This window comes from Cytobacillus firmus DS1 (genome assembly GCF_000565285.1).
Classification (GTDB): Bacteria; Bacillota; Bacilli; order Bacillales; family Cytobacillaceae; genus Cytobacillus; species Cytobacillus firmus_A.
Genome location: NZ_APVL01000040.1, coordinates 1 through 20,287 on the forward strand (window position 1 = coordinate 1; position 20,287 = coordinate 20,287).

The window sequence follows — 20,287 nt, forward strand, 5'->3', positions numbered from 1 at the left end:
TCTCCATATAAGAGTTGATTAAGCTCGAGTTGTCTTTTCAAAATAGACTAATGATTAAACGTTGACGTTTTTGTTCGTTCAGTTTTCAAAGAACAATTTCTCTTTGTTATATTTTACCTAATCGCTCAGAAGCGACTTTATTAATATAACATGTTACCCATAAACAAGTCAACAACTTTTTGAAAATGTTTTTTCTCTGTTCAACTTGCCTTGTTGAGGACAAGAATTAATATACCATGACTCATTAAATGTTTGCAATATAATTTTTAAAAAATATTTGTCTTTATATTTTCGATGCATTTTGTTATTTATCTCTTCTCTATTAGATGATCGATTTGGAATCAATCTATTAGAGAGTACCTTTAATAAAGCGGCAGATAATCTAAATGAGCTGCACCCAGATCTCATAATAGGTGCATGTTCTACAAATAAAATTAATGCGCACTCAACTTGAACTTCCAAGAATAAGGTATATCAATAATATTTTATTCGAAAGCTTTATCAGACATGCCCACATACTTATCCACTGTAAAATGCTTATTATTTCAGTTGTCAACAGAGTTACACACAGACTGTGGATAATTTTGTTCACTTTTCCACAGTTTTAAAAGCAACCATACAGAATAATAAATTTATAAGAAATATTGATGACTGTTTATTGAAATACAAACTCAAAATTAAAATATAGCCAGCATAAAGAAGAAATAGTAATAGTTTGAGTTAATTTTCATAATATCTATTAACTCTACTTTAAACGGAAGGTGTGAATCGTACTGGAAACCGCAGCACTATACCTATCAGTAATCATGGCCGTATTTTTGTTTGCTTATGCTTATGCAGAGGGAATTAAAATTGCAAACTCAGATGAAGAGGTCTATGGAGGCACCTTCATCTTTTCTGTTACAGCTGCATTTATTTTTTCAGCTCTCACCTATGTATTCAGATGAAAAAATCTCCCCGTTTCAGGGAGATTTTTTCACTAATATACCTATAGACAGCTCCCATTTATCTGGAAACCGTTGTATTTTTCTTCAATTCTTTCATTCGTATCCTTCTCCCATCTAATAAGAAGAGAGTTATTCCTCCAATTACAATTGTTCCCCCAAGAACTTGTGTCCATATAATAGACTCATGAAGCAAATAATAAGCTAAAACAGCAGCACCAACAGGCTCGAATAAGATGGCCATAGAAATGGTTGAAGTGCTTAGCCACTTTATTGACCAATTGAATAATGTATGTCCGAGCAGGGTGGGAACAAGAGCGAGCAGGATAAAATATACCCAATCACTGGTTCCATACGGGAGTAAAGGTTCTTCGGCGATTAACACATAAAAGAACAAGGTAATAGCGCTAATACTGTAAACAACAAAAGTGTAAGTAACGAGCGAAAGCCTTTTTCTGACTGTCTGGCCAAACATTAAGTAAGCCGTTACCAGGGCACATGCAATGATTGCCAGTATATCCCCGAACAAAGCAGACCCGCTGATTTGAAAATCTCCCCAGCTGATAATTACACTGCCTGCAATTGCGAGAAGCCCGCTTAATATTGCTTTCCAAGTAAACTTTTCTTTAAAGAAGAAATATGTACCTGCAAATGCAAAAAGGGGCTGAAGAGTCACAAGAACTGTAGAACTGGCTACAGAGGTGTAGTTCAGTGACTCAAACCAAAGAATAAAATGGAAGGCAAGAAACACACCGGCAATGATGGAATAGATCCAATCCCGCCTTGTAATAAGACGAAGTTCGGGAACATACTTTATAAGAAATACAGGCAACATGAAAAGAACAGAAAAAAATAATCTGTAAAAAGCAATGACTCCCGATGGAGCGCTGGATACCTTCACCAATATTGCCGAAGTAGAGACAGAAACGACGCCAATTGCCAGGACAACATAAGGGTTTATTTTTGTATTAGACATTTTTTATACTCCTTGTTTCGGTTTTCTAATAATTAGGGTATATTTCATTTTACAACGTATAGCCAAACTTTTACTACGGTTTTATTAGATCCTATTTTGGATATATAATACTTTAAAAAGCGGGAGATATTATGAGCAGTTTAGAGATAGAAATATTAATGAAGCTGGGAATTTCAGCAGTACTGGGTCTTGTTATCGGCCTGGAGAGAGAATTAAAAAGAAAGCCGGTCGGCCTAAAGACCAGTTTAGTAATTTCCATAGTAAGCTGCCTGCTGACTATTGTGTCTATTGAATCGGCTTATATGTTTCCCGGTAATGATGACATCAACATTACGATGGATCCTCTGCGTTTAGCTGCCCAAATTGTTTCCGGAATCGGCTTTTTGGGTGCAGGCGTTATATTAAGGCGGGGAAATGACAGTATTTCGGGTCTAACGACAGCCGCATTAATTTGGGGGGCAGCAGGAATCGGAATTGCTGTGGGGGCCGGGTTTTATATCGAAGCCATGGCGGGAGTGGCTCTCCTGATCATATCAGTGGAAGTGATCCCATTTATTATGGGCTTAATTGGCCCCCGCCGTTTAAGAGAAAAAGAAATCAACCTGCAACTGAAGGTTAGGAATAAAGAAACCATCGCCGACATCATACCTGCAATTAAAGATCTTGATATATCTATAAAACACATCCGCATCAAAGATCTGGAGGATGAACACCTCCATCTCGTTCAGCTGATTGTTGCCGTGGACTATAAAAGGAGAACCACTGATGTATATTACAGTGTATCAAGTATTCCTGGAGTACAGTGCATGGAAATCGATAGTATGCAGTAAATTTTTTAATAATTCCTCTTGCAAGATAGCCCCGATGTGGTTATAATTTTTCTTGTACCACCACTCGGGGGATTAGCTCAGCTGGGAGAGCGCAACGCTGGCAGCGTTGAGGTCAGGGGTTCGAGCCCCCTATTCTCCATAATTTGAAAAAGCTGCAAGGCCAAATAGGCCTTGCAGCTTTTTTTATCTCAATTACTTGTTATTCCTCCACTCTTTCATCCTTCCCCGCCAGCCAAAAAGCCGCAGCTATGGAACCAAAGACCACTATAAACGGTGCATAAAACATCACAAATTCCGCCATGATTTTTCCCTCCTATGCATGATCGTCACGCTTTCCCTGAACATAGTCTTTATTGAAAAGAAACAGTCTGAGCAGCAGATAAAGGGACGGCAGCAGCAATCCCAGTCCTGCTATGAAGGCAATAACTAAGGCGATGGCCATAGCTTCGTTTGTGAAACCATCATAAATGGTCAGGTATGAATAAAGAAGATACGGATAATGCGAGATCCCATAGGCAAAAAAAGCCACAAAGAATTGCCCTGTCAGCAGCCCGAATGCAAGGCCGTAGTATCTTCTCTTCCATATTAGATAGACCGTTCCTGCAAACAAAAGGAATGAGATGCCGAACAGCCACCACAGGTCCATTAATCTGCTGAAATGCGCAGGGTTATGGTCCCTCATTTCGACAATGATGCCTGTCGCTGTTACGATAGCAGGCAACGCCCAAATAAGAGCGTATTTTCTCAGCAGTTCTGTGGCCGGTTCATCATTTGCTTTATTGGCATACCAGGTCAGGAACACTGCTGATATATATAGTACTGCTGTTATACTCAGCACAACAATGCTCCATGTAAGCGGGCTGGTGAACAATGTCCAATAGTCAAGCTCCAGTCCCGCTGAACTTTCACTAACGAATCCGCCTTCTGAAATGGTCAGGACTATGGACAGGGATGCAGGAATGAAAAGACCTGAAAGTCCATACAGATAGGTCCATCCTTTTTGTCTAAGTCCCCCGTAGGTGGTAAAAGCGTAATATGAACCGCGAATGGCAAGCAGGACTACCGCAATACTTGCCGGCACCAGCAGGATTGTTCCATAATAGTAGGCCGTTTTCGGGAAGAACCCGACAATGCCAACAAAGAAGAACACCAGGAACACATTTGTAACTTCCCAAACCGGTGATAAATAGCGCTGTATAATTCGCGTTAAAATATGCTGTTTTCCGCGGAATAGACTGTATGCGTTGAAAAACCCTGCACCAAAGTCAATAGAAGCAACGATGACATAGCCGAATAGAAACAGCCATAAGACGGAAATTCCGAGGATCTCAAGTGTCATCGAAGCTCACCTTCTTTCTCCAGCTCACGGTCGGCCAATTCCTGCTCAACCGGATTTTTGCGGAACATCCTGGTGAGTACAATGATGCTTCCGATTGCCAGCACAAGATATAAGCCAGCAAACAGCAGAAGCATAAGGTCTACCTGGCCGCTTGAAGTGGCAGCATCTTCAGTACGCATGATGCCCCGGAGAATCCACGGCTGCCGTCCCACTTCTGCAAACCACCATCCCGCTTCAATCGCAATGATCGATAATGGCCCGCCAAGAACAATCAGCCAGCGGAACCACTTTGCCGCAACAAAACGCATTTTAAACCAGGTGCCCAGGACATAGATGAGTGATAGTGCCGTCATCCACATGCCGATGGTCACCATAAGGTCAAATAAATAATGGATATAAAGCGGCGGAATTTCATCTTTAGGAAATTGATCGAGTCCGATCACTTCTGCATTCGGATTGCTGTGTGCAAGAATGCTGAGTGCATATGGAATCTTAATTGCATATTTCACTTTTCCGTCATCAAGAACCCCATATAGCATTAACGGAGCCCCTTCTTCTGTTTCAAAATGCCACTCAGCGGCAGCCAGTTTTTCAGGCTGGTATTCCGCAAGATATTTTCCCGAGAAGTCACCAATTACCGCTGTAGCAATTGAGAAAATCAATCCGATTTTCATTGTAAGCATCAATGCCTTTTTATGGTAAATATGATTCGATCCTTTCAAAAGGCGATAAGCACCTATTGATGCCAGAACAAATGCTGATGTCATATAGGCAGTTGACAGCACATGCGCTACCTTTGTCGGCATGGCAGGCGTGAACATCGCCAGTACCGGGTTAATATTAACAAGCTGGCCATTCACAATATCAAAACCCTGCGGTGCGTTCATAAAAGCATTTACAATTGTAATGAAAATAGCTGAGAATGATGCCCCAATAGCGACCGGGATTAATAGAAGCAAATGCTTCTTCTGATTCTCAAACCGATCCCAAGTATAAAGATAGATTCCAAGGAAGATCGCTTCAAAGAAAAAAGCAAATGTCTCCATAAACAGAGGCAGCGCAATGACATTGCCTGCGAGTTCCATAAAGTTAGGCCACAGCAATGAGAGCTGCAGGCCGATGGCAGTGCCGGTAACAACTCCGACAGCCACGGTGATGACAAAACCGCGCGTCCATCTTCTAGCGAGCAGAATATAATGTTCATCCTGCTTTTTGATTCCCACCCACTGCGCAATCATAATCATGAGGGGGATGCCGACACCAATGGTTGCGTAAATGATATGGAAGGATAATGTCAGCTCTGTTAAGACACGGCTGAAAAAAACTGATTCTTCATTTCCCATTTAACATTCTCCTTTTCCTATCCTGCAAAAATGCGTCCGATAAAAGAAAGCCCCATAATGATAGCCACTGTAAAAGCAAGCCACATCAATATGCGTTCCTGTTTTTTATACATTCACTCACTCCTCTTGAATGCTCACTACATCACATTATTCCACAATTCCAGCCTAAAAGCTGTGACACTTAAACCACATTTATATGAGGAAAATGTGAAACAATGTAATTCCTTTTACAGCTCCCTATTCCCTTTTGAGAAGCAATTAAAACGAAAAGGACATTGGAATTTCCAATGCCCTAAACTTATATGTGTTTTGGAGTATAAGCAGCGATAAGCAATATAATTTTACCCTTTTCATATCCTTTTGGCAGACACCTGTGTTTTCTTCTCTAAACAGCACAATATATACTTGATTTTGCCAATAAAAAATCCGGTGCATTCACACCGGGGAAGAGTTATAAATTATTCACTGCAGTTTCTGCATCTTCATCGCCTGATACCAGGTCGAATGCCCGCTTATAGGTATTTTCCTTATCCAGCACAGCATAAAGGGTTTTCGCTACATCCTCACGGGGAATGAAGCCCCGCTCCAGGTTTTCCGCTGCTTTAATTTTGCCTGTTCCAGGTTCATTTGTCAGGCCGCCCGGACGTACGATTGTGTAGTTCAAGCTGCTGTTTTCCAGAATTCTGTCGGCATAATGCTTCGCAGCGTAATATGGCTTGATCGTTTCACTCCACTTATCACGATTATTTGCCTGGATAGCACTCACCATAATAAACCGGTCCACTCCAGCCTTCTCCGCAGCGTCAATTGTTTTTGCCGCTCCGTCCAGGTCAATAAGCAGCGTTTTGTCATAGCCGGTATTTCCACCCGAACCTGCAGTAAATACGATTGCATCACAGCCTTTGGCTGCTTCAGCCAGTTCATCAACTGTTCCTTCAAGGCTTGCTAGTGCCGTTTCCACGCCCATTTCTTCAAACTGGCGGACCTGCTCTTCTTTTCTGACCATTGCTCTTGCTGTATGTTTATCCTCTTCTTTTATCAGCTTGACCAGCTGCTTCCCAATTTGCCCGTTTGCTCCGACGATAAGAACCTTCATGGATACCTGCCCCTTTCAGTTTTAATGGCCTTTATTATTTCAAAAGAATAATGCGTTATCAAATGAACTGTTTAAGAACCCAAACGAACAATTCGCTTTTTATAAAGAGCCGCAATTGTATTCATTATTAATACAGGGATCTTCTTTGGAAAATATCTTTTTCTGTAAAATTTATAGAATGCGTGCTTCAAGTCATCCCACTGTGTACAATTCTTCGTTTGCTTAAATCGGGCAACATCAATGATTTTAATATGCCCATCCTTTGTAAGAATAATGTTGCGCAGGTGAATATCCGAGGGGTTTAGCCCGCTTTCCCTCGCCAGTTTTAAGGCTTCATCAATTTGTCCTATTGATTCCTCGTTTATCGGTACCCCCTGCGCAAGACAATCAAACAGAGTCAGCCCCTGTACATAATCAATGACAATATAGTTATCTCCAGAGCCATATAAAGAAGGGTAGTATGGATGGTCAGGCAATGCCCTGTAAATCTCCGCTTCCTCCCTGGCAATTCTTTTAAATTCCGGAAAAAAGACTTTTAATACAAGATTGGTTTCTTTAATCCTAAAAGCAAAGGCACTTCTCCCTGCCCCTATAAATTCCAGTCTGTCGTCCTTTTCAAGAAGTCTGGTCCAATTAAGGCTTCTGGAAAATTTCACACTATCTGCAAGCTGATGATACAGTATCATTATTAAACCTCCCTGTTCCAGACTCTCCTAAAAAAATAAAAGGCACTGAGCCATTTATTGGTCTCAGCGCCTTAAAAACAAATGAGACCTTACCAAATAAATGGTAAAGGTCTCGCAAACAACATCTGTTGCCAGTAAAGCCGGAGATTTAAAATCCCGTATTGACGACTCTACTTGAAAGCTACTCCCCTTTAGGAAGAATCCGAACTATTTTGTTAGCTTAATTATATGTTTTATTCATATATTAGTCAAATGATTCGTCCGCGGAAAACTAATTACTCCTCAAAAATAGAGTTTGAAAGCAATCGGAAGAGATAATCCGTGTGATCCCGGAAGCCCGCTTCAAGGCCGATTAGTGTAACATCCTTATCCTGCTCTTTTACCATGATAGCCTGTCCCTGTGCTGCACTGCGATTTTTCCAGTGTCCGGCAACAAAGAAATTTTCTTCATCAGCAATGGCTGCCAGCACTTCATCATTTTCTGTGCCAGTATACCAGACTGGACGGTAAACAAATCCAAGGTCATCCCCAGTGTAGCCTGCTGATGCCCCCATGCCTTTATACTCTACCTTAATGATTCCATTGCTGTTGGATCCTCCAGTATTAATAACATCGTCAGTCAGGCCAAGAGTCTTTGTGGCACGGGAAGCACCGGCGCCTACAGCAATATATTTTCCGCCTTCAGAAACGAACCTTTCTACATATGCTTTAAATGCAGCCAGCTCTTCCTGATTTTTAAGGCCAAATTCTTTATTGGCATTGCTTAAATTTAAAGAAATTAAATTTTCCGTTCCGCTGTAAACAAAAACATCATGTGAAGCAAGACCGTTATTCGCTACTTCTGATGGAGTTAATTCCGTGACACTAAAGCCTAATCTTTCAAGTGCCAATTTTGTTCCTGAATGAGATTGTGCCTTGTTCATGCCCCCATCTTTTAAGATGGCGACGCTTATTTCGCTAATTGCCTTAGCTTCAGCAGGAACCTTCCCGGAAGTAATCTTAAGGCCAGAATCCTTAACAGCTGCTGAAATGGCATTTGCTGATTCCTCAGCGAAGAAGTCACCTTTACTGTCGCGTTTAACCATTACCCCTTGCTTAAGAAGTGTGTTCACGAGCTGAACTGCTTTCACTGAGCTGTTTGGAATAATATAAGGCCCTTTTCCGCTGATTGAGCCCTGTTCTTTTACATTATTTACTTTCGAAGCCGCTGCCTTTACATCACTTTTTACTGCGATAGCTTCAAAGCCCCATAGCTCAGGAAGACTTCAGGCAGAAATATCATACATGGCAGGTGTATCATCAGTTATGTCCTCACCATCCCAAAGCATGGTGTTTGCCAGGCCAGCCTTTGCCTGATCCATCGGTACAATGTAAGTGCCTTTCGGATAGGTCTTTCCGTCAGATGTAAAGGCTTGTGAAGCCTGTTCAACCTCGATATCATTCTTAATTAAATGATTCACAGCCTTATTTGTTACTGTTGGATCATTTTCATTCACTGGCAGGACGTACGCTTTTGGGAAATACCCCTCTTCATGGAAAGGGTGATCAAAGTTAATACCGCGTTTAAACATTTCAATTTGATCGGTAATCATTTCGTCCTTATTTTCTGTTGCATATTTTAATGCTCCCATAATGGCATTGTACATCCAGCGTACGCCATCTTCATCATTTGTCGGAGCTTCAAGCGTATGGCCGTAAGCACCATGGTACATGGCGTACATCGGTGTGAAAATCGGCGGGTAATCATCCCAGCCTGCTGAATCATCCCGCTGAGGAATATAGGTGCCTTCCATTTTCTGATAAAGAGCGCCTGTGTAGAGAGCCTTGTCCCCCATAATTTCAGCTTCCATAGCTGCCGCCTGATCATTAGCCCATTTTTGGTATAAATCATACTCATAGTTTGGATTATGAGGCGGTGTACAAGGTTCAATCAACCCCTGTTTGTTTGGCGCATAATTTTTCACATACCCGTGAGTATCAAGGAACACCATCGGGTTCCACTCTTTAATTAAAGATACCGTCTCCTGCGTTTCAGGCTGTGATTGCGTAATAAAGTCACGGTTCAAATCAATTCCTTCACCGTTAAAACGGGTTGCATCCAAACGGCCATCCGGGTTCTGCACCACATTAAAAATTAGAATGTTATTGTCCAGAATCTCCTTTGTCTCCTCGTCATTCTGCGTGGCAAAACGTTCAATCAGCTGCATGACTGCATCGCTTCCCACAAACTCTGTGCCATGGATTGATCCATTGATCATGATTGGGACTTTAAAGTCCTGATTTTTTGCAATCCAATCCTGGGCTTTTTCAGGGTTTTTGAACATTTGCTTTCTTAAAGCCTGAAATTTGCCGAACTTGCCGTGCGCACCAGGGTCTGCAATGGTGACAACATAGAGTGGATTTCCAACAGCGGAAGTTCCCTTTACCTCCACCTTCACTCTATTAGACTGTTTTTCAATTTCTGCAAGTTTTGTCCCTATTACTGAGAATTTCATAAAGTCGTAGTTTTCGCTATTGAATAAACTTCCGTCCTTTTCCTCTGACACATTAACATTGACCCACTTCGGACTAACGGCATGAGCGGAACTTAATGGAACAGATGCCAAAATACTTGCTGCCAGAACTCCTGAAAAAACTTTCTTTTTATTCATTATGTACCTCCAGATGCACTATTTGTATATTTATAAGATAAAGATTATTTTAATTCAATCAGTTCAATTGTGGCAATGCTACTATTTTCCTAAACTAGTCTATTAAAATAGAAAAGAGGGACCAAGAAATGATCCCTCTATATTCTACTTAAATGCTTTAACTCCACCCTGTACAGGAAGCAATATATGGCTTCTTTCCGGATCGATGGTTATTTTCGCGCCTGCCTTTGGCCTGATTGTATAGTTATAATCGCTTGATAAAACAACTACTCCCAGACGATCACCTTTTTTAAACACATAATCATCCGGCTGCATATCCCATGTAAATGTATATTCACGGTTTGGAGTAAGCCCGGTGGATCTATCTTCGCTGTGAAGGTTTTGAGGATCCATCCACCCTCTTGTAACAATTTCCGGCTTTCCTTCCCCATATTTAACAAGAAGGGCTGTTAGGTTGGCTGTTTTACGGTCTATGCTTGCACGAATTTGAACCTCTGGCGTTCCGCTCATGCGAATATCGTTTTCTAAAGACGGAGTCAAATAGACAAGCCTATTAGCAAATGCAGAATCCGGATTCAAAGCCAGCTCTTCAGCCTTAATTGCTGCATCGTCCACAAAATGCTGGTTTTTCTTGTTCTTATTTGGTACAGGCTGCAATTCTAAGCTGCCGCCTCCATCGGAAGCCGGTTTAAAATGCAATTTTGCGCCTGAGGTTCCTTTAGCCGGCCAGCTTGCCTCTGTATGCCATGTCTTATCTTCTCTTTGAATATCAACCATCGGTTCATCCATGACATCATTTTTTATATCATACAGCCAGTAATCAAACCATTTATTTAAAGTCGGAAGCCATACATCACGTCTAAAGCTGTAGGGGCTGGAATGGCCGCCCTGATGAAGCCACATTTTCCTTGGAACATCATTCTCGCCAAGTGCCTGCCACCAATCTGAAAAATGCTTTGTTTTAACATTCCAGTCATTTAATCCATGGACAATAAAGACACTTGCTTTTACTTGATCTGCATCCTTGGTATAATCTCTTTTACTCCAAAATTCATTATAATCACCGGTTTCCCTGTCCTGGCCTTCTGTTAATTCTTTTATGACATTGCTGCATGCTTCAGGGTTTTTCCTGGTTAAAATCGCTTCCGCCATATTATCCGCATCTTCACCCTGATATCCGCCTGGTGCAATCACAGCACCATTCGAACGATAGTAATCATACCAGCTGCTGATTGCAGCAATAGGCACAATTGTTTTAAGGCCTTCCACTCCAGTGGCAGCCACAGCATTAGGCAGTGTTCCATTATAGGAAACTCCTGTCATCCCTACGTTTCCTGTTGTCCAATCAGCTTTTATTTCCTGTCCCTCTGCATTGAAAGCTTTTGTTCTTCCATTCAGCCAATCAATTACAGCCCTTGTTCCAAGGATTTCATGCTCATCCCCGGTTGTAGGACAGCCGTCAGATAGGCCTGTCCCTACACTTTCCGCCAGAACAACCGCATAGCCTCTGGGCACAAAATAGTCATCATAATACCCCGGGAGATTTGCCTGCGGTTTTCCCTTTTCCCCCTTGTCTTTCCCTTTTCTAGGCACAGTGTTAAGTTCTGTATCCACATCATAAACCGGGACACCTTTAATTCCGGAACGGTAAGGGCTCATTTCATAAATAACTGGAACCTTTAACCCTTCCTCTGTTTCTTTTGGCCTAATAATATCTGCACGCACCCGATCCAGCTTTCCATCCCGATCACTGTCTGTTGCTGTTTCAACAAAAACCCTTTCGACAATGGCATCGTCCAGGGAAAAAACGGGCTGAGTCATGCCATTTTCGACTTTAATCTGTGTTTCAGCTGAGGCAATGCTGCTGTGGCTGTCCTTACCAATTGAAGGCAAAGCCCCGCCGGCAATCAGCGGGAAAGCGATAGCTGACGTTATGAACACTTTTAATGCAGCTTTTTTCATAAAGATCCTCCCTTGTTCAAAACTTTATAATTTTCAGAATATATTAAAATTGCTTAAGTTTCGATAGTCGAAAGACCTGTATTTTCCAAAAGAAAAAGTGATAACAAGCCACCGGTACCCTCCAAAAGTCATGACTAAAAAAGTATGAATCTTAGATATAGTACTTTACAGCTGTCATTTCCCCGAATTTAAAAAGTTAATATCTTCCTTTTATCCCATTATTAATAAATCCTCTGGGATAATCGATTCGTTTTACCCTTTGATTAAAGGAAGCAGAGCTCCATCGAGCACATAAGTGCCGAGCGGATGAAAGAAGCCGGTAATCTAATTGGCGCTTCAGTTTACAGCTTAATTCGAAAATAGAATTGTCTATATGAATCCTCGGAAATACCACGAGGATTTTTTTGTTTTTTACTTATCAGCTATTCATTAAAGCCAATGTGTTTACATGCACGATAAGAGGGTAAACTATATCCGTTGTAAATTTCTTGTTTAATAATTGACGTTTTTACCGTTTAAATTGTAAAGAGTTCGGGTAACATAATTGTAACATTACAAATAAATTAACTAACTGCCTGTTAGTCCTTTATATCCCTAAAGGAGGGAGTCATCATGGATTTTGAACACGAGGCTGTCATACTAAAGAGAGAACTCTCCCTTCTCATGGATGAATATGAAAGGTGCGAGATTGACGATGTGAAAAATGAAATATCAAAGGATATTCAACTGCTGAGCCGTGCAATAGACGATATACTTAATTAAGTATATACCTGGCATGGCTTTTTTTTATTCTAGCTTCCTGTTTTCTTAAATACCCATGGTTTTTTATTAGGAGTGATGTTTTATGCCTCAGCACATTTATTACAGTTTCATCCGTCTGCCTTTAGTAATCAGAATTCTCTTGATTGCCCTGTTGGTGATCTTTCTTTTTGGAGGATTAATACATATTATTGAGCCCTCCTCTTTTCCGACCTTTTTTGATGGGATCTGGTGGGCTGTGGTTACAGCTTCCACCGTCGGATTTGGAGATTTATATCCGAAAAGCACTGCCGGGCGCATTATAGGAATTGCGCTTATCTTAACAGGAGCGGGCTTTCTGTCTACATATTTTATTTCACTTGCAACAGCCGCGGTGACACGGCAGAATGACTTTCTGGAAGGAAAAGTTGAATATCGGGGCAAAGATCATATTGTTGTGATCGGCTGGAATGAACGCGCAAGGGAGATCGTTAATACACTCGGGGGCGATGGGATGAACCATTCTATTGCTTTAATCGATGAAACATTAAAATCAAATCCTGTTCCCCATAATAATGTACATTTCATTCAGGGACGTGCTAACAGAGATGATGTCCTCATGAAGGCAAATATATTTGATGCCAAAAAAGTAATCATAACAGCTGATCAGAACAAAGATGAACTGCATGCTGACATGAATTCCATTTTAACTCTATTGGCAATCAAAGGATTGAACCGGGATGTTCAATGCATCGTTGAAATATTAACGTCAGAACAGGCAGCTAACGCCAAAAGAGCAGGAGCTGATGAAATTGTTCAGACGAACGTTCTTACGAGCTTTGTTATGATCAACAGCATTTCTTCCCAGGAGCTTGTTACTTCATTTCTTGATTTACTGGGACAGCTTGATAAACGCAAATTAACTTTTCAGCCTGCATCAGAAGATGTAGAAAATAAGACTTTTGCTGAGCTTAGTGCCGAGCTGATGAAAGAAGGCATTTTGCTTTTAGGTGTTAAAAGAGGGGAAGAAACTCTGGTAAATCCTCCCCAGCCTTTTAAGATTCTTCAGCAGGATCAGCTGATTGTTATACTCGGTTAATCTCTTAATAATATGGACTCCAGCTCTTCGACAAGCGCTTTGCCGAGATCAATGAATTCTTCCGGAAAACTGGCGTCCTTATCCACAGGCTCCGAGAATTGGTCAAAGGAGCCACTGAAATTCCCTGTATAGGCGTGGTCATCCAGGCCGCGCTGGTACTTATGGGAGAGCAGAAACGGCCTGCCTATTTCCACTGTACAGCTTGGATCATCAAGCTGCCCATCAATTGCCTTAAATGGGACCCTTAAAAACTGGTACCCCACCTCATCATCAATTTTATAATCAAAAGACCCGTGATCATAATCCCAGTTCCCGCCAATCGAATAGCCAACCGGCTTTAGAGCCTGCTCCAGCTTATATAAATCAAAATGCTTCCCTTCCACTTTTGAAGGTATCTCAATCACTGAATCCATCCCCTTTTACGCTTTTTGCTTAGTTTCTCCAAAGTAAGGGATATCATGAATGCGATTTAGCAGCGGCATCTTTTTCGCCAATAAAAAACGCCCGCCCGCAGGCAGACGCTCTTCGCTATTACTTCAATCTCTTTTCAAGTTCAGCTTTTTTCTCTTCAAATCCTGGTTTACCTAATAGGGCGAACATGTTCACTTTGTATGCTTCAACACCAGGCTGGTCGAACGGATTCACTCCCAGCAGATAGCCGCTCATTGCACATGCTTTTTCAAAGAAGTAAACCAGATAGCCAAATGTGTAGGCATCCATTTTTGGAATGGAAACGATCAGGTTTGGCACTCCGCCGTCTGTGTGTGCAAGCATTGTCCCTTCAAAGGCTTTGTTATTTACAAAATCGACAGTCTCTCCCGCAAGATAGTTCAGGCCATCAAGATCATTCTCTGCTTCTTCAATGGTAAGCTCATGGCGTGATCCCTCCACCTTGATAACCGTTTCGAAAAGATCCCGGCGGCCTTCCTGCACATATTGACCTAATGAATGAAGATCAGTGGAGAAGTTTGCTGAAGAAGGAAAAATTCCTTTCTGGTCTTTTCCTTCACTTTCACCGAATAGCTGCTTCCACCACTCTGCAAAGTATTGAAGTCCTGGTTCGTAGTTAATCAGCATTTCAATCGTTTTGCCTTTATTATAGAGAACATTGCGGACAGCAGCGTACTGATAGGCTGCGTTCTCCTGAAGCTCAGATTTGCTGAAATCTTCGCGCGCCTGTGCAGCACCGCTCATCATATCTTCAATGCTTGCACCGCTGACAGCTATCGGCAAAAGACCTACTGCTGTAAGAACTGAATAGCGGCCGCCCACATCATCAGGAATAATAAATGACTCGTAGCCTTCTTCTGTCGCAAGAGTTTTTAATGCACCTCTCGCTTTGTCGGTCGTAGCATAGATTCGTTTACGCGCTTCTTCCACACCATATTTTTCCTCGAGCATTTTGCGGAAAATACGGAAAGCCAACGCCGGCTCAGTTGTTGTGCCTGATTTGGAGATCACATTGATGGACCAATCTTTTCCGTCAAGCAGATCCATTAAATCCTTCATGTATGAAGAGCTGATATTGTTGCCGGCAAAAAGGACCTGCGGAGTTTCGCGCTTTTCTTTTGGAAGTGCATTATAGAAGCTGTGCTGAAGCATTTCAATAGCCGCACGCGCTCCAAGATAAGAGCCTCCAATTCCAATGACAATAAGAACGTCGGAATCATTCTTAATTTTCTCAGCCGCTTTTTGAATGCGGGAGAACTCTTCTTTATCGTAGTTTGTGGGCAGATCGATCCAGCCTAAATAGTCGCTGCCAGCTCCAGTTTGTTCATGAAGGGAGTGGTGAGCAACCTTCACTGCATCCTGCAAATATGTAATTTCATGTTCGCCAAAAAAAGGAAGTGCTTTTGAGTAATCAAAACGAACGTGTGTCATGAATGTCCTCCAATTTTTTTAAATTTAAACAGCTGTTATCATTTGCTGTCATATCTATTCCACTTTAACTAAAGCCCCAAAGTTAATCAAGAATCATCCCATATTGTAAGCGTGTCCAATTTTGACATATTTTTTACGCATTAATGATGATAGCCGTTTCCCGGCGAAAAATGTAAAAGGACCCCGCCCCCTTGGCAGAGTCCAGTATGAATATTATAAAGAAGCCCGGTAGATTGAAACCACGTCAGCATGATTCAATTTCGCGAAATTGCCGAATTCTCCGTTGACCGTCGCTTTGTCTGCCATCAATTCGATCTTGCTGTCATCGATATCATAATCAGCCAGGCGTGAAGGCGCCCCAATGCTGTTCCAGAATTCACGAAGCTTTTCGATTCCTTCAAGTGCTGTTTCTTCATCCGTTTTCCCTGCCGAATCCACATTAAATACACGGACAGCCAGCTGCTTAAAGCGTTCAGGCTTGACGTTCAGATTATGCTTCATCCAGTTCGGGAACAGAATGGCCAGGCCGCCGCCATGAGGAATATCATAAACAGCCGATACGGCATGCTCGATATTATGCGTTGCCCAGTCTCCACGATAGCCCATATTCAGAATTCCATTCAACGCCATCGTGCCCGAATATAAAATGGCTGCACGATGCTCATAGCTTTCAAGGTCTTCAAGAAGTTTAGGACCTGCCTCCATTATGGTAATCAGCAGGGATTCACACATGCGATCCTGAAAATCAGTATTTTCTTCAAGATGGAAATAATGCTCCAGCACATGGGACATCATATCGACAATTCCATACACCGTTTGATTTCTTGGCACTGTAAAAGTATTAACAGGATCAAGAATTGAAAACTTAGGAAATGTCACGGGACTGCCCCATCCGTATTTTTCGTTTGTTTCCCAATTTGTAATAACGGACCCGGCATTCATTTCAGAACCGGTAGCAGCTAGTGTAAGAACCGTTCCAAACGGCAGAGCATTTTCAGCAAATGCTTTCTTGATAACCAGATCCCAGGCATCGCCATCATATTTAGCACCGGCAGCGATAGCCTTGGTGCAGTCGATTACACTCCCTCCGCCAACAGCCAGCAGGAAATCGACGCCTTCATTTTTACAAATCTCAACACCTTTGCGAACGGTAGTGATTCTTGGGTTAGGCTCAACCCCTGCCAATTCAAAAACTTCAGCACCAATTTCATTTAGCTGAGCCATCACTTTATCATATAAACCATTTCGCTTAATGCTTCCTCCGCCGTATACAACAAGAACCTTCTTGCCGTACTGAGGGATTTCAGTCTGCAATTGGGACAGCTGATCTTTCCCAAAAATTAATTTAGTCGGATTATAAAAGGTAAAATTTTGCATATCATCATCTCCTTTTCCCCATCATTATCTTTCAAATTTTCAGCTAATGCAAAAAGAATGATTCGATATTCGGTATGCTCAGACCATCCTTTTCATTATGGCCCTTAACGAATATTACGATGAATATTTTTTATTTCCGTGCAGCAACATAATAGTGAACCTATACTATAAGGAGGAAACATCATGAGTGGCATTCAGCGTATTGCACTGGTTCTAACAATTATTGGCGCTATTAACTGGGGTTTAATCGGATTTTTCCAATTTGATCTTGTGGCAGCTATTTTCGGCGGCCAGGATTCAGCCCTCGCAAGAATCATATATGGCCTGGTGGGCATCGCAGGTCTTATCAATTTGGGTCTGCTTTTTAAACCTAATGAAGAGCTGGAAAGAGAACCTGAAGCAAGACCAACCCGATAATACATGCAAAAAAATCCTTGCACTTAGCGTGCAAGGATTTTTCAGGAAAAATGATTTGTCATTTTTACTTAAACCCATCCCCGGAATCGGGATGCTTCAGACATTTTCCTCGCGCCGACCATATAAGCAGCGAGGCGCATATTTACTTTTCTTTGCTGTGAAGTCTGATAAACATTATCGAAAGCCTGAACAAGCACTTTTTTCAGCTTTTCTGTAACTTCATCTTCAGTCCAATAGTACCCCTGGTTGTTCTGCACCCATTCGAAATAGGATACGGTTACACCGCCTGAACTTGCTAACACATCAGGAACAAGCAGGATTCCCCGGTCTGAAAGAATTTTTGTAGCTTCAAGAGTGGTTGGGCCATTTGCTGCCTCTACAATGATGGAAGCCTTAATATTATGAGCGTTTGCAGCGGTAATCTGATTGGACACAGCCGCAGGAACCAGGATATCGCAATCCAGTTCAAGCAATTCTTCGTTTGTCAAAGTGTTATCGAAAAGTGTCGTTACCGTTCCAAAGCTATCGCGCCTATCAAGAAGGTAATCAATATCCAATCCATTTGGATCATATAAAGCACCATAGGCATCTGAAATGGCGACCACTTTAGCGCCTGCATCATGCATGAATTTTGCCAGGAAGCTTCCTGCATTTCCAAATCCCTGAACAGCTACACGTGCTCCTTCAACGGAAATGCCGCGCTTTTTCGCAGCTTCCTCAATGCAGATCACTACACCCTGTGCAGTTGCCTTTTCCCTTCCCTGCGACCCGCCGAGAACAAGCGGCTTGCCTGTAATGAACCCAGGAGAATCATATTCACGGAGGCGGCTGTATTCATCCATCATCCAGGCCATGATTTGTGAATTAGTATAAACATCCGGAGCAGGTATATCTTTTGTAGGGCCAACTATCTGGCTGATTGCCCTTACATACCCTCGGCTTAAGCGTTCCAGCTCACCCATTGACATTGAACGGGGATCACAAATGATGCCGCCTTTACCTCCTCCATAAGGAAGATCCACAATTCCGCACTTTAAACTCATCCACATGGATAATGCTTTTACTTCATCTTCATTTACTTCAGGATGAAAACGGACACCGCCCTTTGTCGGTCCCACCGCATCATTATGCTGTGATCTGTATCCGGTAAAAATTTTTATCGATCCGTCATCCATCCTTATCGGAATTCTTACTGTGAGCATTCTCAGCGGCTCTTTCAGAAGCTCATACATCTCATCCCCATAGCCAAGCTTGCTCAAAGCTTCTTTGATCACAACTTGCGTAGAAGTAAATAAATTTAAAGACTCTTCCATTTTTTGTTCAGATACTTTCCCAGCTACTCCTGCAGCTCCCATCATGGCACCTCTTGATTTTAATATTTAGGAAAATTACAGCAATACTCCATCACCGGAGGCCCTGCATCACAAATTCAGACACAGGGGCCAGCTGTCCGTATAATTGTATTAGCTTAATACTTTATTGATTCTTTCTATTGCCCAATCAAGCTCTTCTTCAGAAATGACTAAAGGCGGGGCAAAACGAATAACCGTGTCATGCGTTTCCTTGCAGAGCAATCCCTGTTCTTTTAGCTCTTCGCAATATTTGCGTGCCGGCTCATTCAGCTCTACACCAATAAATAAGCCGCGGCCGCGCACTTCTTTAATGACAGGATTATTAATTTCTTTTAATTTGCCCATGAAATATTCGCCCAGTTTAAGGGAACGTTCTGCCAGCTTTTCTTCAACCAATACATTCATGGAAGCAACAGATACGGCACAAGCCATTGGGTTTCCTCCAAATGTTGAACCATGTGATCCAGGATTAAATACCCCAAGAACATCTTTATTCGCAACTACACATGAAATCGGGAATACCCCCCCTCCAAGCGCTTTCCCTAAAATGAACATGTCAGGGTCTACATCTTCCCATTCACATGCAAACATTTTTCCGGAACGCGCAAGGCCAGCCTGAATTTCATCAGCAATGAATAATACATTGTTCTCCTTACAAGTTTCATATGCTTTTTTCAGGAAGCCTTCTGGAGGAATCACAATTCCAGCTTCACCTTGGATTGGCTCAATTAAGAAAGCAGCCGTATTCTCAGTGATTGCTTCTTTAAGAGCGTCAAGATCTCCGTAAGGAATCAGCTTAATGCCTGGCAGCATTGGTCCGAATCCTCGCTTATATTCTTCTTCAGAAGAAAGGGAAACCGCTGTCATTGTACGGCCATGGAAGTTTCCAACACAAGCAATGATCTCTGCCTGGTTGTCTGCAACCCCTTTTACGTCATAAGCCCAGCGGCGTGCAGCTTTGATTGCCGTTTCAACTGCTTCAGCACCTGTGTTCATCGGAAGGGCCATTTCCTTATTTGTCAGTTCACAAATCATTTCATACCATGGTCCAAGCTGATCGTTATGGAAAGCACGTGAAGTTAATGTTACACGATCTGCCTGATCCTTCAGCGCCTGAATGATTTTTGGATGGCGGTGCCCCTGGTTAACTGCTGAATAAGCACTCAGCATATCCATGTATTTATTGCCTTCTGGATCTTCCACCCAAACACCTTCCGCTCTGGAAATAACGATTGGCAGCGGATGATAGTTGTGTGCACCGTATTTTTCAGTTTGTTCAATTAGTGATTTTGATTTTGTCGCTTCAGTCAATTAAAATTCCTCCTTTTTCAGAATAGTCCTTTTTATTGTAACGTTAAGCTATTCTTCTTTAAACTATTTAGGGTTTTAGCATGCACAGGATATGAAAAATCCTGTACATGCATTACAAGTCCTAGTACATTTCAGAAGTAGTCTTCGCCTGCATGTGCAGAAGAATGTAGTCAGGGCCGCCCGCTTTGGAGTCTGTTCCTGACATGTTGAATCCGCCGAATGGCTGGTATCCAACGATTGCTCCTGTACAGCCGCGGTTGAAGTATAAGTTTCCAACATGGAAGT

19 protein-coding genes and 1 tRNA gene are annotated in these 20,287 nt (G+C 42.1%); 5 read left to right on the forward strand and 15 right to left on the reverse strand.

Features of this window, described 5'->3' with window-relative positions; translation table 11 throughout:
• Window positions 1-1,005: 1,005 nt before the first annotated feature.
• Window positions 1,006-1,920, reverse strand: a complete 915-nt coding sequence (locus tag PBF_RS23810; protein WP_035333386.1) for a DMT family transporter — start codon at window positions 1,918-1,920, stop codon at window positions 1,006-1,008.
• A gap of 131 nt (window positions 1,921-2,051) precedes the next feature.
• Here PBF_RS23810 and PBF_RS23815 point away from each other — a divergent pair, with 131 nt between their 5' ends.
• Window positions 2,052-2,750 (forward strand): MgtC/SapB family protein, encoded by a 699-nt coding sequence (locus PBF_RS23815; RefSeq protein ID WP_035333388.1) that lies wholly within the window; start codon window positions 2,052-2,054, stop codon window positions 2,748-2,750.
• 66 nt (window positions 2,751-2,816) lie between these two features.
• Window positions 2,817-2,889: transfer RNA gene (locus PBF_RS23820), tRNA-Ala, on the forward strand.
• A 60-nt stretch (window positions 2,890-2,949) separates the two neighbouring features.
• Here PBF_RS23820 and cydS read toward each other — a convergent pair.
• The 8 genes from cydS to PBF_RS23850 form a co-directional block, all read right to left on the reverse strand.
• Window positions 2,950-3,051 (reverse strand): cytochrome bd oxidase small subunit CydS, encoded by a 102-nt coding sequence (cydS, locus tag PBF_RS27250; protein ID WP_396106091.1) that lies wholly within the window; start codon window positions 3,049-3,051, stop codon window positions 2,950-2,952.
• 12 nt (window positions 3,052-3,063) lie between these two features.
• Window positions 3,064-4,089 carry a cytochrome d ubiquinol oxidase subunit II gene (locus PBF_RS23825; protein ID WP_035333390.1) on the reverse strand — a complete coding sequence of 342 codons (1,026 nt, stop codon included), beginning with the start codon at window positions 4,087-4,089 and terminating at the stop codon, window positions 3,064-3,066.
• Window positions 4,086-5,432 (reverse strand): cytochrome ubiquinol oxidase subunit I, encoded by a 1,347-nt coding sequence (locus PBF_RS23830; RefSeq protein ID WP_035333392.1) that lies wholly within the window; start codon window positions 5,430-5,432, stop codon window positions 4,086-4,088. The genes PBF_RS23825 and PBF_RS23830 overlap by 4 nt, the downstream gene beginning before the upstream one ends.
• A 451-nt stretch (window positions 5,433-5,883) precedes the next feature.
• Window positions 5,884-6,528, reverse strand: a complete 645-nt coding sequence (locus PBF_RS23835; protein WP_035333394.1) for an SDR family oxidoreductase — start codon at window positions 6,526-6,528, stop codon at window positions 5,884-5,886.
• Between the two features lie 71 nt (window positions 6,529-6,599).
• Window positions 6,600-7,214 (reverse strand): serine/threonine protein kinase, encoded by a 615-nt coding sequence (locus PBF_RS23840; protein WP_035333396.1) that lies wholly within the window; start codon window positions 7,212-7,214, stop codon window positions 6,600-6,602.
• A 275-nt stretch (window positions 7,215-7,489) separates the two neighbouring features.
• Window positions 7,490-8,326 carry a hypothetical protein gene (locus PBF_RS26935; RefSeq protein ID WP_235192330.1) on the reverse strand — a complete coding sequence of 279 codons (837 nt, stop codon included), beginning with the start codon at window positions 8,324-8,326 and terminating at the stop codon, window positions 7,490-7,492.
• A 153-nt stretch (window positions 8,327-8,479) separates the two neighbouring features.
• A complete protein-coding gene (locus tag PBF_RS26940; protein ID WP_235192331.1) occupies window positions 8,480-9,865 on the reverse strand; it encodes a M14 family zinc carboxypeptidase in 1,386 nt (461 codons plus the stop codon).
• 144 nt (window positions 9,866-10,009) lie between these two features.
• Window positions 10,010-11,827 (reverse strand): Xaa-Pro dipeptidyl-peptidase, encoded by a 1,818-nt coding sequence (locus PBF_RS23850; protein ID WP_035333398.1) that lies wholly within the window; start codon window positions 11,825-11,827, stop codon window positions 10,010-10,012.
• A 612-nt stretch (window positions 11,828-12,439) separates the two neighbouring features.
• Between PBF_RS23850 and PBF_RS26625 the strand changes: the two genes are divergently transcribed.
• Together PBF_RS26625 and PBF_RS23855 are read left to right on the forward strand one after the other, a co-directional pair.
• A complete protein-coding gene (locus PBF_RS26625) occupies window positions 12,440-12,589 on the forward strand; it encodes a hypothetical protein (protein ID WP_175609186.1) in 150 nt (49 codons plus the stop codon).
• 82 nt (window positions 12,590-12,671) lie between these two features.
• Window positions 12,672-13,664, forward strand: coding sequence for a potassium channel family protein (locus PBF_RS23855; protein WP_035333400.1), 993 nt, complete (start codon window positions 12,672-12,674; stop codon window positions 13,662-13,664).
• Here PBF_RS23855 and PBF_RS23860 read toward each other — a convergent pair.
• The 3 genes from PBF_RS23860 to PBF_RS23870 form a co-directional block, all read right to left on the reverse strand.
• Window positions 13,661-14,068, reverse strand: a complete 408-nt coding sequence (locus PBF_RS23860; protein ID WP_035333402.1) for a YugN-like family protein — start codon at window positions 14,066-14,068, stop codon at window positions 13,661-13,663. The genes PBF_RS23855 and PBF_RS23860 overlap by 4 nt on opposite strands.
• Before the next feature lie 127 nt (window positions 14,069-14,195).
• Window positions 14,196-15,545 (reverse strand): glucose-6-phosphate isomerase, encoded by a 1,350-nt coding sequence (locus tag PBF_RS23865; protein WP_035333404.1) that lies wholly within the window; start codon window positions 15,543-15,545, stop codon window positions 14,196-14,198.
• Between the two features lie 213 nt (window positions 15,546-15,758).
• The gene (locus tag PBF_RS23870; RefSeq protein ID WP_035333405.1) at window positions 15,759-16,922 is read right to left on the reverse strand and encodes an iron-containing alcohol dehydrogenase; all 1,164 of its coding nucleotides are present in this window, start codon (window positions 16,920-16,922) and stop codon (window positions 15,759-15,761) included.
• A gap of 183 nt (window positions 16,923-17,105) precedes the next feature.
• Between PBF_RS23870 and PBF_RS23875 the strand changes: the two genes are divergently transcribed.
• Window positions 17,106-17,339, forward strand: coding sequence for a DUF378 domain-containing protein (locus PBF_RS23875; protein WP_035333406.1), 234 nt, complete (start codon window positions 17,106-17,108; stop codon window positions 17,337-17,339).
• 68 nt (window positions 17,340-17,407) lie between these two features.
• Here PBF_RS23875 and PBF_RS23880 read toward each other — a convergent pair whose 3' ends face one another.
• From PBF_RS23880 to PBF_RS26005, 3 genes are all read right to left on the reverse strand, one after another.
• Complete coding sequence (locus tag PBF_RS23880; RefSeq protein WP_035333408.1) at window positions 17,408-18,652, reverse strand: Glu/Leu/Phe/Val family dehydrogenase; 1,245 nt, start codon at window positions 18,650-18,652, stop codon at window positions 17,408-17,410.
• Window positions 18,653-18,802: 150 nt separating this feature from the next.
• Window positions 18,803-20,002, reverse strand: a complete 1,200-nt coding sequence (locus PBF_RS23885; RefSeq protein ID WP_035333407.1) for an ornithine--oxo-acid transaminase — start codon at window positions 20,000-20,002, stop codon at window positions 18,803-18,805.
• A 121-nt stretch (window positions 20,003-20,123) separates the two neighbouring features.
• Window positions 20,124-20,287 (reverse strand): aldehyde dehydrogenase family protein (locus PBF_RS26005; RefSeq protein ID WP_152539703.1); only part of this gene is annotated, 164 nt, incomplete at its 5' end.

Excerpts from the sequence above, each read along its gene's own strand:
- PBF_RS23815 (WP_035333388.1), top strand. The coding sequence starts at position 2,052 with ATGAGCAGTTTAGAGATAGAAATATTAATGAAGCTGGGAATTTCAGCA.
- PBF_RS23850 (WP_035333398.1), bottom strand. The coding sequence starts at position 11,827 with ATGAAAAAAGCTGCATTAAAAGTGTTCATAACGTCAGCTATCGCTTTC.
- PBF_RS23810 (WP_035333386.1), bottom strand. The coding sequence starts at position 1,920 with ATGTCTAATACAAAAATAAACCCTTATGTTGTCCTGGCAATTGGCGTC.
- PBF_RS23865 (WP_035333404.1), bottom strand. The coding sequence starts at position 15,545 with ATGACACACGTTCGTTTTGATTACTCAAAAGCACTTCCTTTTTTTGGC.
- PBF_RS23840 (WP_035333396.1), bottom strand. The coding sequence starts at position 7,214 with ATGATACTGTATCATCAGCTTGCAGATAGTGTGAAATTTTCCAGAAGC.
- PBF_RS23880 (WP_035333408.1), bottom strand. The coding sequence starts at position 18,652 with ATGGAAGAGTCTTTAAATTTATTTACTTCTACGCAAGTTGTGATCAAA.
- PBF_RS23870 (WP_035333405.1), bottom strand. The coding sequence starts at position 16,922 with ATGCAAAATTTTACCTTTTATAATCCGACTAAATTAATTTTTGGGAAA.
- PBF_RS23875 (WP_035333406.1), top strand. The coding sequence starts at position 17,106 with ATGAGTGGCATTCAGCGTATTGCACTGGTTCTAACAATTATTGGCGCT.
- PBF_RS23855 (WP_035333400.1), top strand. The coding sequence starts at position 12,672 with ATGCCTCAGCACATTTATTACAGTTTCATCCGTCTGCCTTTAGTAATC.
- PBF_RS23835 (WP_035333394.1), bottom strand. The coding sequence starts at position 6,528 with ATGAAGGTTCTTATCGTCGGAGCAAACGGGCAAATTGGGAAGCAGCTG.
- cydS (WP_396106091.1), bottom strand. The coding sequence starts at position 3,051 with ATGGCGGAATTTGTGATGTTTTATGCACCGTTTATAGTGGTCTTTGGT.
- PBF_RS23825 (WP_035333390.1), bottom strand. The coding sequence starts at position 4,089 with ATGACACTTGAGATCCTCGGAATTTCCGTCTTATGGCTGTTTCTATTC.
- PBF_RS26940 (WP_235192331.1), bottom strand. The coding sequence starts at position 9,865 with ATGAATAAAAAGAAAGTTTTTTCAGGAGTTCTGGCAGCAAGTATTTTG.
- PBF_RS23830 (WP_035333392.1), bottom strand. The coding sequence starts at position 5,432 with ATGGGAAATGAAGAATCAGTTTTTTTCAGCCGTGTCTTAACAGAGCTG.
- PBF_RS26625 (WP_175609186.1), top strand. The coding sequence starts at position 12,440 with ATGGATTTTGAACACGAGGCTGTCATACTAAAGAGAGAACTCTCCCTT.